Here is a 13,052-nt window from a genome sequence, read left to right as displayed (position 1 = left end):
CGCCCGGCGCCGGTGGTCGCCGCGGCGCGGAGACGTCCGTGCGCGAAAAAGCCCGGATCCGATCCGGATCCGGGCTTCGTGTCTGTAGCGAGGGCGGGACTCGAACCCGCGACACCACGATTATGAGCCGTGTGCTCTAACCACCTGAGCTACCCCGCCGCGTGATTTCCGGTCGAACGCGAACGTTCGAACCGGGAATCAGAGCCCCGAGTCAGGATTGAACTGACGACCCCTTCCTTACCATGGAAGTGCTCTACCACTGAGCTATCGGGGCGTGCCGCCGTCTCCGGCAACCGTACGAGAATACCATCCCGCGAGGCTGCCGCCGAACCGAGGCCGGTATGCCTCGCGCGGCCCGCGCATCGGCACCGAACCCTCACGCCCCGCCGAACCGGATCCGCCCGCTCGCGACCGCGACCACCCACTCGAGCGGCCCGCGGCCGACATGGCGGCGCCACAGCCACGCGCCGATCAGCGTGCCGACCGTCAACCACCAGAACGTCGCCCACGAGTCGTCGGTGGGGATGCCGTCGGCCCCCACCCGCGTCGTCGCGCGGAGCACGACGAGCTGCACCGTGTACACCGTCAGCGGCATCGACCCGGCGGCGGCGAGCGGCGAGAGCATCCCGCCGGCGACACGCGCGACCGGCGCGGGCGTGCGCGCGGTGAGTGCGATGAGCGCGGCACTCGTCGCGAGCCCCACGCCGACGTTGCCGGCGGTGAAGCAGGCCGCACCCACGGCATCCGCACCCGGGGCACGTGTCGGCGCGAGCAGATCACCGCCGAGCGCGACCGACACGCCCAGCCCCGCGATCGCGACCGCGAGCCCGGCACTCCCGACCCAGGCGAGGACGCGCGGGCGGTCGATGCCGAGCCGCACGATGCCCACGCCGACCATCATGACGGGAACCCACACGAGCACCGGGTATGCGCCCGTCGCGAACCAGTCCGCGAGCAGGTGGTCAGGGCCGATGCCGAGCGCCGCCCGCAGCGGCCCCCACGCGGTGAGCCCGGCCATCAGCACGACGAGCGGTGCGCCCACCGCGAGCAGCACCCGTGCCGGCAGGAAGACGAGCGCGATCATGATCGCGAAGGCGATGCCGTACTCGTCGAGGATGACGTACACGAGCGGCCCCATCGCGGTCAGCAGGAGGCCGAGGGCGAGTAGCAGCAGCGCCCGCACGGCGATCTGCCTCCGCAGTCCGCGCCGCTCCCCCGGCGGGGCCGGGCGGGTGCCGCCGGTCAGCAGCCCCAGGCCGAAGCCGGCGGTGATCGCGAACAGCAGCCGCGAACGTTCCGTGGCGATCGCGAACAGCGCGTCGCCGGCCGCCCCGTCGCCGTCCGGCACGACGTGCGCGACGAACATCCCGAGCAGGGCGAGCCCGCGCGCGGCATCGATGCCGGTGATGCGCGCCCGCGGCGCCGCCTGCTGCATGGGCCCATGCTGCCTGCCGCGAGTGGATGCCGTGGCGCGACGCGCTGGCCGCGCCGCGCGCCACGCCCGCCCGCATCCGCACGGGTCGCGAACGCAGGCCGAATCGACCCCGCGCGCCGAAAGCAGGCCGAATCCGCAAGTTGGCGGCACTCGTGGCCTGCGTTCGCTACGGCTGCCCGCGTCAGGGGGTGCGGATGCCGGGCAGCGCCCACATCGCGAACGCGGGCCCGCCGGCGGTCAGCCGCAGCGCCCCGTCGGCGCGCGTGAGCGCGACCTCGCCGATCGCGGCAATCAGGTCGGGCGCCGTCGCGGCATCCGCACCCGGGCCGATGCCCGCGGCATCCACACCCCGCACGAGCGGGGACGTCGCGGCGCGCGAGGCGAACACGAGCACGCTCGCCTCGGCGGACTCGCGCACGAACACCACCGCATCGGCGCCGACGTGCAGCCACCGCATGCCGCCGCGCGCGAGCACGGGGTGGGCACGGCGGGCCGCGATGAGTTCGGGGTATGCGCCGAGCACGGGCAGCCCCCACGGCATCGGCGTGCGCGAGGCCTCGCCGTCGGCACCGGTGAGGCCGAACTCGTCGCCGGCGAAGACGACGGGCACGCCGGGCAGTGCGAGCGAGAGGCCGAGCGCGACGGGCACCGCGCCGGGCCGCGCGTGCGTCGCGAAGCGGGCGGTGTCGTGCGTGTCGAGGGCGTTCATGTTCCCGATGCGGATGCGCCACGGGTACGCGGCCGTGAAGCGCAGGTGCTGTTCGACGAAGTCGCGGCCGTCGAGGCTCGGGATGCCGCCGGGCATGCCGAAGAACCAGGGTTCGGGGGCGGCCGGGCCCGCCTCCTCCGACAGCCACCCCCACAGCGGCCGCGTGAACGACGGGTACGTCATCGCCCCGTGCCAGGCATCGCCCTGGAAGTCGGCGGCGGCGTCGTTCGTCGACTCGGCGAGCAGCACCGTGTCGGGGTTCGCCTCGAGCATCGTGCGGCGGATGCCCCGGCGCACCTCGGCGTTCAGGTCGACCGCGCCGTGGCGCCCCGTCATGTTCGCGACGTCGATGCGCCAGCCGTCGAGGGCGAACGGCGGGCCGAGCCATCGCCCGACGACGGAGTCGGGGCCCTCGATGAAGCGGCGCCGCAGCTCCGGCGAGCGCCAGTCGAGCTTCGGCAGGCTCGGCACGCCGAGCCAGGAGACGTAGTCGTCGGCGTCGTCGTCGAAGAGGTAGAAGGCGGCTTCGGCGGCTTCGGGATGCCCGTGGCCGGCGCGGAACCATTCGTGGCGGTCGCCGGTGTGGTTCGTCGTGAGGTCGCCGATCACGCGGATGCCGCGTTCGTGGGCGGCGGTGACGAGGCGGGCGAGCGCCTCGTCGCCGCCGAGCAGCGGATCGACGCGGTCGAAGCTCGTCGCGTCGTAGCGGTGGTTCGACGCCGCCGGGAACACCGGCGTCAGGTAGAGCAGGTCGACGCCGAGCGCGACGAGGTGGTCGAGGTGTTCGCGGATGCCGTCGAGGTCGCCGCCGTAGAACTGCTGCGAGCGGCCGGGCATGACGGCGTCGACGGGATCGCCCCAGGCGGCCGGGATCGCCCACTCGGGCGTCTCCTGGGCATCCGCCGCCGCAGATCTCGCGAAGCGGTCCGGGAACACCTGGTACATGACGGACTCGGCGAGCCAGGCCGGCGCCGCCGGGGTCGCGAGCAGCGCGTAGTCTTCGGCGTCGAGCGGTTCGAGGGTGCTGAGCCCGCCCTGGTTCAGCCACGCGCGGCCGCCGTGCCCGGCGGCGCCGGCCGCCCCGAGCAACAGCCACCGGTATCCGGTTCGCGGGTTCTCTGCGGTGAGCGTTGCCTCCCACCAGTCCCAGCCGTCGGCCTCGCCGAGGCGGCGCGCCTGGGCCCAGCGGGGTTCCCGGTCGGGTGTGGATCGCAGCCACACCGCATCCACCCCCGTGCCCGCGCCGCGCGCCCCGGCATCCGCCGCGCCGGCATCCATAGCCCCGCCGGGCGCCCAGCCGCGGGGCACGCGGACCCGCACCGTGACCGTCTCGCCGAGTCCGGGTCGCTCGTTCGAGACGTACAGGGCGGAGCCGTCGTGGTGCGGCCCGCCGACCGCGCCGGCCACCCTCGCGTGTGCGCCGTCGGGTGCTGCCCCGCCGCCGCGCTCCCCGGCATCCGTCCCCGCCGCGTTCATTTCACCGCACCGGCCGTGAGCCCGCCGACGATGTAGCGCTGCAGGAAGAGGAACAGCAGCATGACGGGTAGCGCCGCGATGACCGCTCCGGCGGCGAACACCCCCCAGTTCTGCGACTGGAAGCCGGAGATGAGCGAGTACAGCCCGACCGCGAGGGTCTGCGATTCGGGGTCGGTGAGCATGATGCTCGCGATGACGAATTCGCTGGTCGTGCCGATGAACGAGAGGAGCCCGACGACGGCGAGGATCGGGATGACGAGGGGCAGCACGATCGTGAAGAAGGTGCGCGCGTGGCCGGCGCCGTCGATCTTGGCGGCCTCGTCGATCGAGGTGGGGATCGTGTTGAAGAAGCCGTACATGAGGAAGGTGTTCACGCCGAGCGCGCCGCCGAGGTAGATCATGATGAGCCCGATGTGCGTGCCGAGGCCGATCGCGGGGAACACGTCGGAGATGCCGACCATGAGCAGGAAGATCGCGACGACCGCGAGGAACTGCGGGAACATCTGCACCAGCAGCAAGGTCATGAGCCCGAGCCGCCGGCCCGTGAATCGCATGCGCGAGAAGGCATATGCGGCGAGTGCACCGAGGAAGACGGTCGCGACGCTCGTGACGACGCCGATGACGAGGGTGTTCGCGAACCAGGCGAGGAACGGCTGGTTCGGGTTCGACAGCAGTTTCTCGTAGTTGGCGAGGTCGAAGGCGCGGAACAGCTGGTTCGAGCCGGTGAGCGTGCCGGTCGGGTTCACCGACACCGACACGATGTACAGCAGCGGGAAGAGCGCGAAGGCGACGGCGAGCACGCCGAGCAGGTGCCGCCAGCCGGTGTCGGCGAACCAGCGCGCGGGTGTGGTGCTGCTCATCAGTTCAGGTCCTCCAGGGCTCGGGTGCGGCGGAAGCTGATCACCGAGACGATCGCGACGATCACGAAGATAAGGATCGCGAAGGCGCTGGCGAGGCCGTAGTCGCGACCGCCGCCGCTGCCGAAGGCGATCTTGTAGACGAGGGTGATGAGGAGGTCCGTGGCGCCGATGTCGAGGGTCGTGTCGGTGAAGCGCGGCCAGCCGCGGGTGAGCATGTAGATGACGTTGAAGTTGTTGAAGTTGAACGCGAACGAGGCGATGAGCAGCGGTGCGACGCTCACGAACAGCAGCGGCAGTTTCACGGAGCGGAAGATGCGCCAGGCGCTGGCCCCGTCGACCTTCGCGGCCTCGATGATGTCCTCGGGCAGCGCCTGCAGCGCCCCCGTGCAGACGAGGAACATGTAGGGGTAGCCGAGCCAGAGGTTCACCAGCAGCACGCTGAAGCGTGCGAGCCAGGGGTCGGCGAGCCAGGGGATGTCGGCGCCCCCGAAGAAGACCTCGTTGATGAAGCCGAACTCCTGGTTCAGCATGCCGGCCCACACGAGCCCGGTGAGGAAGGCGGGGAACGCGTACGGCAGGATGATGAGCGCCCGGTAGAGCTTGCGCCCCCGCATCCGCGGATGGTTGAACATGAGCGCGAAGAACAGCCCGAGCGCGAAGGTCGTGAGCACCGAGAGGAACGCGAACGCGAAGGTCCAGGCGATGACCCGCAGCAGCGGATCCCGCAGCTGTTCGTTGGTGAAGGCATCCACGAAGTTGTCGACGCCGACCCACACCCGCCAACCGGGTGTGAGGGCTTCGCCGCTTTCGGATCTGAAGGTGCCGTCGCCGTCGTCGGCGTAGACGACGCCGGTGTCGGTGTTCGTGAAGGTGCCGGCCCGCTCGTCGTAGACGAGGGAGGAGGCGAAGGCGTACGCCTTGGTGCCGTCGGTGGTGCGGAGGGTGCCGTCGTTCGGGTCGTCGGAGATGGGCACCTGCACGGCGAGGATCTCGTTCTGGTGCTGCACGATCTCGGCGAGCTGCAGCTCGTCCCAGCCGTCGGGGGCGGCCTGCACGGTCTCGAGGGGCTGTTCGCTCGTACCGAAGCCGAGGCCGCCGCCGGGTTCGGCGACGAGGAGGCCGTACTCGTCGCCCTGCCGCAGCACCTGCACGGTGTACTGGGGCGAGTCGGGCACGCGGGCCTGCGAGGTGCGGATGATCTGCTCGACGGCGTCCTGCTTGTCGCTGTTGTGCTCGTCGCCGTAGTTCGTGAACGCGATGTAGCCGGTGTAGAGCACGACGAAGATCTGGAAGACGGCGAGGAAGGCGAGGCCGGGCGTCAGGTATTTCGCCGGAAGCATCCCGCGCTTCAGGTAGATGACGTTGACGAGGATGACGACGGCGGCCACGACCGCGGCCATGAACCAGTCGTCGGCGGCGATGAGGGCGAACACGGCGTAGACGGCTGCGGCGTCGATGATGCCGAGCAGCACGACTTTGACGGCGAGCGCGACGAGCCCGCCCGAGGTGAGCCGGCGGCCGCGGGCGTCGAATTCGGGAGCGGGCGTGCGCGGGGCGGTCCGGCGTGCCCGGGGTGCGGATGCCGGCGGCGCGGTCTTCGTCATGGGTCCTCTTCGCGAGTGCGGTGGATGCGCGCGGCCCGGCGCGCGTGCGTGCGCGTGCGGGTCCGGGTGCGGATGCCGGGGGCGGGCGGAACCGCGGCTCCGCCCGCCCGCGCTCATCCGGCGATCTTCGCCTCGATGTTCTTCGCGGCGGTCGTCCACACCTCGGCGGGGTCGCCCTCGCCCTTGATGAGCTGGAGCTCGGCGTTGCCCCAGTCCGACCACACGGCGCCCATCTCGGGGATCGCGGGCATGGGCGCACCGGTCTGCCCGATCGCGCCGAACGCCTCGACGTCGGGGTCTTCGGCGGCGGCCGTCTCGTAGGCGGCGGTGAGGGCCGGGGGCCGACCGCCGACCTCGTAGAGGGAGAGCTGCGCGTCTTCGGTGGAGAGGTAGTTGACGATGAAGTTCGTCGCGGCCAGGGCGTTGCCCGACTTGCTGGAGAGGAAGAAGCCGTTGACGCCGATGAACGGCTTGGCCTCCTGCCCGCCGGCGCTCGGCACGGGGTCGATGGCGTAGTCGATGCCGGCCTCGGCGATCGCGGGGATGTTCCAGGGGCCGGTGAGGTAGTACGGCGACTTGCCGTCGATGAAGAACTCGCGGGCCTTGTCGCCGTCGATGTTGGCGTTCAGCACGCCGTCGGCGCCCCACTGCTTGAGGGCGGTGGCGAAGGCGATGCCGGCCTCGTCGCCGATGACGAGCTTGGACGGGTCGTAGGATCCGTCGTCGTTCTGGGCGAAGACCTGCGACCCGAAGGAGGTCTGCAGCGGGTAGAGGTGGTAGGGGTCGCCCTGTTCCGGCGAGAGGCCGAGCAGGAAGGGGTACTCGGTTCCGGCGGCCTTGCCCGCGGCGATGAGCTCGTCGAAGGTGCCGGAGGGCTCGGGGGCGAGGGCGGTGTTGCGCACGAGGGCGACGTTCTCGATCGAGTACGGCACGCCGTAGACGGCGCCTTCGTAGGTCATGGCCTGGACGGCGGATTCGGCGAACCCGTCGGCGACGTCGCCGAGTTCGAGGGGTGCGACGACGCCGGCGGCGACGTAGGCGCCGAGCTTGTCGTGGGGGCTGACGATGATGTCGGGGCCCTTGCCGGTCGGCACCTGGCTGATGAAGTCCTGGTCGACGGTCGCGAAGTCCTTCGTGACGAGCTTGACGTCGATGCCGGTGTCTTCGGTGAAGCCGGCGGCGACGTCTTCGAGCGCGGGCTTGCGCTCGATGTCGACCCAGACGGTGATGGGGGTGCTCTCGCCCTTCGACTCGCCGGCGTCGTCGGAGGCGGCGCAGCTCGTGAACGCGAGCGCGCCCACGGTGGCGATCGCCGCTCCGGCGGCGATTCGGCGCGGGATCTGCTTCATCGGTTTCCCTCTCTGTACGGCTCCGGGCGGGCTGCCGATTCGGTCGGGAGCCCGTTCTCCGGTGCGGCCTGCGATTGCAAGCGGTTACAGATATACCCGTTCGACCGGATGACTGCCAAGTTGCGACCCGCCGTCGTAACGCATTCGTGACCCTCGGCCCATTCTGCAAGCGCTTGCTTTCTGGCGTAGGGTGGCGCTCATGACGACCGAATGGTGGCGGACCGCCGCGATCTACCAGATCTACCCGCGCTCGTTCGCCGACGGGAACGGCGACGGCATGGGCGACCTGCCCGGCATCGCCTCGCGCCTCGGCTCCCTGCAGGCGTTGGGGGTGGATGCCGTGTGGCTCTCCCCGTTCTTCACCTCGCCGCAGAAGGACGCCGGCTACGACGTCGCCGACTACTGCGACGTCGATCCGCGATTCGGCACCCTCGCCGACTTCGACGCCATGCTCGCCGAAGCGCACCGCCTCGGCCTCCGCGTCATCGTCGACCTCGTGCCGAACCACTCCTCCGACCGGCACGCCTGGTTCCAGGCCGCCCTCGCATCCGCACCCGGAAGCCCCGAGCGCGCCCGCTACCTCTTCCGCGACGGCCGCGGCCCGGCCGGCGACCAGCCCCCGAACAACTGGGAGTCCGTGTTCGGCGGCCCCGCATGGTCGCGCATCGCCGAGCCCGACGGCACGCCCGGCCAGTGGTACCTGCACCTCTTCGACGCTTCCCAGCCCGACTTCGACTGGACGAACGAGGAGGTGCGGGAGGAGTTCCGCCGCATCCTGCGCTTCTGGCTCGACCGCGGCGTCGACGGCTTCCGCGTGGATGTCGCGCACGGGCTCGCGAAGGCCGAGGGCCTGCCCGACTTCCGTCCCCCCGCCGACGCCGGCAGCATGGGCGGGGCCGGCGTCGACCTCGCCCTCGAACCCGAGATCAGCGACGAACCGGCCGATCACGCCCCCTACTGGGCGCAGCCGGGCGTGCATGAGATCTACCGCGACTGGCGGCGGGTCCTCGACGAGTACCCGGGCGAGCGGATCCTCACCGCCGAAGCCTGGGTCGACCCGATGAGCCGGCTCGCCGAATGGGTGCGACCCGACGAGATGCACCAGGCGTTCAACTTCGCCTACCTCGAGACGCCGTGGGATGCGACGCTTCTCCGCCGCGTCATCGACGCCTCGATCGCCGCGTTCGGCTCCGTCGGCGCACCCTCGACCTGGGTGCTGTCGAACCACGACGTCGTCCGGCACGCGACCCGCCTCGGCCTCACCGAGGACAACCCGCAGGGGCACGGCCTCGGCCCGGCCTCGACGGGCCTGCCCGATCCGGCCGCCGGCCTCCGCCGCGCCCGCGCCGCGACGCTGCTCATGCTCGCCCTGCCCGGCTCGGCCTACCTCTACCAGGGCGAAGAGCTCGGCCTGCCCGAGGTCGTCGACCTCCCCGACGCGGCCCGGCAGGATCCGACGTGGTTCCGCACGCACGGGCAGCGCTACGGCCGCGATGGATGCCGGGTGCCGATCCCCTGGTCCGGCGACGCCCCCTCGTACGGCTTCGGCCCGGGCGCGGCGTCATGGCTGCCGCAGCCGGCATCCTGGGCGGCGCTCGCCCGCGACCGGCAGGAGGGCGACCCGGCATCCACGCTCGAGATGTACCGGGCGGCGCTCCGCCTCCGCCGCGAGCACGGGCTCGCCGCAGGCGCCCTCGAGTGGGCCGACGCCCCCGAGGGAGTGCTCGACTTCCGCAACGGATCGGTGCGCGTCGTCACGAACGCCGGCACCGCGCCCGTCGAGCTGCCCGCCGGCGAGCTGCTCCTCGCAAGCGCCCCGCTCGACGGCACCCTGCCCCCCGACACCACGGTCTGGCTGCGCGCCTGACGCCCCTCGCGGGCGCCCGGTAGGTCGCCCGCTCGCTTCGGGCGCGCCCCGGTCCCCCGCCCACCCTCACACCGTTCCGGGGGTCATATCCCGCCACATTCCAGCGCGATACCGCGCAAACCTGGCAGGAAACGACCCCCGGAAGGGATGTGCAAGGGTACTTGGGGTGTGACACTTTCTGTTGACGGTTGTTACCAGGAAGTAGTTTCACGAGATGTCGTCGAGTCGTAGGAAGTTCACGGATGAGTTCAAGGCCGACGCGGTCCAGCTCGTCGTGCAGGGCAAGCGTGCGGTGGCGCAGGTCGCCAGGGAGTTGGGTATCAACGAGTCCTCGCTGGGGTACTGGGTCAAGGCATACCGGCAGCAGCATCCTGATCCGCAGACCGCGCCGATGCCGGTCGATGCAGCACGGATCGCTCGTCTGGAGGCTGAGAATCGCCGGTTGATCGAGGAGAACGCGTTCTTGAAAAAAGCCGCGGCCTTCTTCGCCCGGGAACAGCGGTGAGCGTGAAGTTCACGCTGATCCACGCGGAGAAGGCCAACCACACGGTCGAGTTCATGGCCTCGATGCTCGGCGTTACTCGCGCCGGCTACTACGCGTGGGCGCGGCGGCAGGGCACGGCCTCGCCGGCGGCGACGCGACGAGCGGCCCTGTCAGAACTGATCATGCAGATCCATCACGACTCGGCCCAGACCAGCGGGTTCCGGCGAGTAGTGGCCGAACTGGGCCGCCGCGGCATCCACGCGTCGGAAGGCCTGGTCCGGAAACTCATGCGTGAGGCGGGACTATTCGGCGTTCAGCCGCGTACGAGGAAGCGAACCACGATCCCCGCCGCTGACGCCGCCGAACGCCCCGATCTGCTCTGCCGCGACTTCACCGCCGATCACCCCGGGACCCGGTTGGTGGGCGATATCACCTACCTGCGTACCGGGCAGGGATGGCTGTACCTGGCCACCGTCATCGACTTGTTCAACCGTGAGGTCGTGGGTTGGTCGATGGCCGATCACATGCGCACCGAACTCGTCGCCGACGCCCTTCGCATGGCCCACGCGCACGGGCGTGTCGAGCACGGGGCGATCTTCCACAGCGACCGCGGCAGCGTCTACACCTCGCAGGCTTACGCCGACATCGCCGACAGTCTCGGAGTGCGCCTATCGGTCGGACGCACCGGGGTTTGCTGGGACAACGCCGTGGCCGAATCGTTCTTCAGCATGCTGAAGAACGAGATGTACCACCGGTACCACTTCACGACCCGAGCGCAGGCACGGTTCCACGTCATGCAGTACATCGAAGTGTTCTACAACCGTCGCAGATTGCACTCGAGCCTCGGATACCGCACCCCGGCCGAAGTCCGAGCCCAGCACGACCCTCAGACCGCGATCGCGGCCTGAACACCAAACAGACCGTCCACCGAACTTGACACAGCCCAACTACCGCGCACCGGCGCCAGTGCGCGCCCACATGCCCATCGCTGCGGGCGCGCGACCGGGCGCTCCCACCGCCCGCGGGGGCCCGTCGGACACCCCATCGTTTGCGGGGGCCATATCCCGCCACATTCCAGCGTGATTCCGCGAAAACATGGCAGGAAATGACCCCCGGAACGGTGTGAGGCCCAAGCACGGTACACCGTGCGCGTGTGCGCGTGCGCCGCGGTGCGCGGTGCGCGACTGCTGCCGCACACCGGCGCGAGTGCACCCCTACATGCGGGGCGCACCCACCGCCCGCGGGCGCGCTGTCGCCGACCCCACCGCCCGCAGGTGCGTGCGATCGAACATCCCACCCTCATCGTTTGCGGGGGCCATATCCCGCCACATTCCAGCGCGATCCCGCGAAAACATGGCAGGAAATGACCCCCGGAACGGGTATGCGAGGGTGTTCTCGGGCGCGGTGCGCGGGAGCGGGAGCGCGGGGCGCGGGAGCGGGGCGCGGGGCGCGGGAGCGCGGGGCGCGCACGCGCCTGCGCGTGGCGGGCGCGTGCGCGCCCGCGGGCGCCGGCTCAGTTCGTGTAGAGGTACAGCCAGTCGAGGGGGTCGACCTTGGTGCCCTCGACGCCGCCGACGCGGATCTCGAAGTGCAGGTGGGGGCCGGTCGACATGCCGGTCGAGCCGGTCAGGCCGAGGACGTCGCCGACGGAGACGTGGTCGCCGGCCTCGAAGCGCATCGAGTCGTACTGCATGTGCGCGTAGACGCTCGTGACGACCTCGCCGTCGATGACGTGGTCGATCATCATATGCACGCCGAGCGAGCCGCCGCCGTTCTCGGCGACGCTGACGACGCCGTCGGCGATCGCCTGGATCTCGGCGCCGTAGCCGGGGTTGAAGTCCTGCCCGCCGTGGTCGACCGAGCAGCCGGCGCAGTCGCGGTATCCGAAGCGGTCGCCGATGTGCACGCCGACGGCGAAGGGCCACTGGATGGTGCCGAGCGGGTTGTTCGTGAAGGTCGCCTCGGGGCGGATGCCGGCGGCCTCGGCGTATTCCATGATCGTCATCGACTCGTAGCCCTCGTGGCCGGTGCTGGCGATCTGGGTTCCGCCGTCGATCGTGACCGACTGCTGCGGGCCCTGGGTTTCGCGCAGCCCCGACATCGCCATCGCCTGCACGTCCTGCGTCGACATGAGCGACAGCGACGGGATCGTCGTGGCAACCGTCATGAGGGCGACGAACGACATCGCGGCCAGGCTCGCGACCTTCGCGGCCGTGCGGCGGGGCGTGCCGCGACCGGCGGGGCGCTGCTTGACGCGCACCCGTACGGGCTTGCGCCCGCCGGCGGCATCGCTGACGGGTGCGGGGCGGCCCTTGCGGCCCTTCTTGCCGGTGTCGCTCGGGGCCGCGGGACGCCGCGGCTGTTCGCCGGTCGATCGTGCGGGACCGGGTGCGGCGCGCGGCGCTGCGGGGGCGGGTGCCGGCTCGTCCGTGAACTCGCCGAGCAGCCAGTCGAAGGAGGTCGCGCCGGTGTCGGAGGAGGAAGAGGAGGCGGCGCCGGGAGCCCGGGTCTCGTCGACCTGGACGAAGGCGTCGCCGAACACCGCGGTGAACGGGTCGACCGCGCCGGGAACGGCGGCGGCCGAGGCGGTCGCCTCGCGGGAGGCGGTCGACTCGGCCGGGGTGGATGCGCGGGGGTGTTCGGGAAGGCCGGTGTTCGCAGGGCGGCGAGTGGATGCCGGTGCACCCTGCGCTCCGGTGGCGGGCCGCCCCTGCGGCAGGCCTTGGCGGGCCGTTGCGCCGGGCCGCGATGCGGGCGCGGCGGGCTGCGGTGGGTTCGAGGGCGACGGCGTCCGGCGCGGCGCCGCGGCGCCGTCCTGGCCGGGTTGCCGCGAGGGTGCGGCGACCGATCGTGCGTTCGCGGGGCGCTGGGGCGAGGCGGCTGGGGGTGCCGGCCGCCGCGGGGCAGCCCCGGAAGCCGGAGCCGGGCGCTGTGCCGGGCGGGATGCCGAGGGCCCGGGCAGGCGACCCTGGGGCGAGCCGTCGCCGTTCGCCTGCCACGTCGACGGCGCTGCGGCATCCGCTCGCCACGAAGGCCCGCCGGGCTGCTGGGCCGGCCCCCCGGCCGCCGGCCCGCTCGTGGGCTGGGCCGATGCGGCCTGCGCCGCCTCACGGGCGCGCTGGCGTTCGCGAAGCTCGCGACGGGTCAGCGGTCGATCCGCCGATGAGGCGGAATCGCTGCCCGGCAATCTGCCGTCGGGCACGAGAGGATACTCGGGCACGTGTGAGGCTCTCAGCTTCGGTTTCGGGTGTTTCGGGTCGCGCCACGC

At 71.5% G+C, this 13,052-nt stretch carries 8 protein-coding genes and 2 tRNA genes; 2 read left to right on the top strand and 8 right to left on the bottom strand.

Annotated elements, in window-relative coordinates; all coding sequences use genetic code 11:
• Positions 1-85 precede the first annotated feature (85 nt).
• The 7 genes from G127AT_RS09945 to G127AT_RS09915 form a co-directional block, all read right to left on the bottom strand.
• Positions 86-159: transfer RNA gene (locus G127AT_RS09945), tRNA-Met, on the bottom strand.
• 43 nt (positions 160-202) lie between these two features.
• Positions 203-274: transfer RNA gene (locus G127AT_RS09940), tRNA-Thr, on the bottom strand.
• A 102-nt stretch (positions 275-376) separates the two neighbouring features.
• Positions 377-1,435 carry a heparan-alpha-glucosaminide N-acetyltransferase domain-containing protein gene (locus G127AT_RS09935; protein ID WP_210896469.1) on the bottom strand — a complete coding sequence of 353 codons (1,059 nt, stop codon included), beginning with the start codon at positions 1,433-1,435 and terminating at the stop codon, positions 377-379.
• 181 nt (positions 1,436-1,616) lie between these two features.
• Complete coding sequence (locus G127AT_RS09930) at positions 1,617-3,551, bottom strand: glycoside hydrolase family 13 protein (protein ID WP_244857518.1); 1,935 nt, start codon at positions 3,549-3,551, stop codon at positions 1,617-1,619.
• Between the two features lie 65 nt (positions 3,552-3,616).
• The gene (locus G127AT_RS09925; RefSeq protein WP_210896465.1) at positions 3,617-4,480 is read right to left on the bottom strand and encodes a sugar ABC transporter permease; all 864 of its coding nucleotides are present in this window, start codon (positions 4,478-4,480) and stop codon (positions 3,617-3,619) included.
• The gene (locus tag G127AT_RS09920; protein WP_210896463.1) at positions 4,480-6,084 is read right to left on the bottom strand and encodes an ABC transporter permease subunit; all 1,605 of its coding nucleotides are present in this window, start codon (positions 6,082-6,084) and stop codon (positions 4,480-4,482) included. Before G127AT_RS09920 ends, G127AT_RS09925 begins: the two co-directional genes overlap by 1 nt.
• 113 nt (positions 6,085-6,197) lie before the next feature.
• Positions 6,198-7,433: a sugar ABC transporter substrate-binding protein gene (locus tag G127AT_RS09915; protein ID WP_210896462.1), complete on the bottom strand. Its 1,236-nt coding sequence runs from the start codon at positions 7,431-7,433 to the stop codon at positions 6,198-6,200.
• A gap of 199 nt (positions 7,434-7,632) precedes the next feature.
• Here G127AT_RS09915 and G127AT_RS09910 point away from each other — a divergent pair, with 199 nt between their 5' ends.
• Both G127AT_RS09910 and G127AT_RS09905 read left to right on the top strand, forming a co-directional pair.
• A complete protein-coding gene (locus tag G127AT_RS09910) occupies positions 7,633-9,300 on the top strand; it encodes a glycoside hydrolase family 13 protein (protein WP_210896460.1) in 1,668 nt (555 codons plus the stop codon).
• A 214-nt stretch (positions 9,301-9,514) separates the two neighbouring features.
• Positions 9,515-10,692 (top strand): IS3 family transposase gene (locus G127AT_RS09905; protein WP_425305853.1). Its coding sequence is split into 2 segments (ribosomal slippage): positions 9,515-9,773 and positions 9,773-10,692, totalling 1,179 coding nucleotides; the frame shifts between segments, so codons are not numbered across the junction.
• Positions 10,693-11,297: 605 nt separating this feature from the next.
• Here the strand turns inward: G127AT_RS09905 and G127AT_RS09900 are convergent.
• Entirely contained in the window at positions 11,298-13,004 is a 1,707-nt protein-coding gene (locus G127AT_RS09900; RefSeq protein WP_210896455.1) for a M23 family metallopeptidase, read from the bottom strand.
• Positions 13,005-13,052 lie beyond the last annotated feature (48 nt).

It is taken from the genome of Agromyces archimandritae, assembly GCF_018024495.1.
Taxonomy (GTDB): Bacteria; Actinomycetota; Actinomycetes; order Actinomycetales; family Microbacteriaceae; genus Agromyces; species Agromyces archimandritae.
Note: the sequence above shows the minus strand (reverse complement) of the source record. Positions and strands in the feature narration are given on the sequence as shown.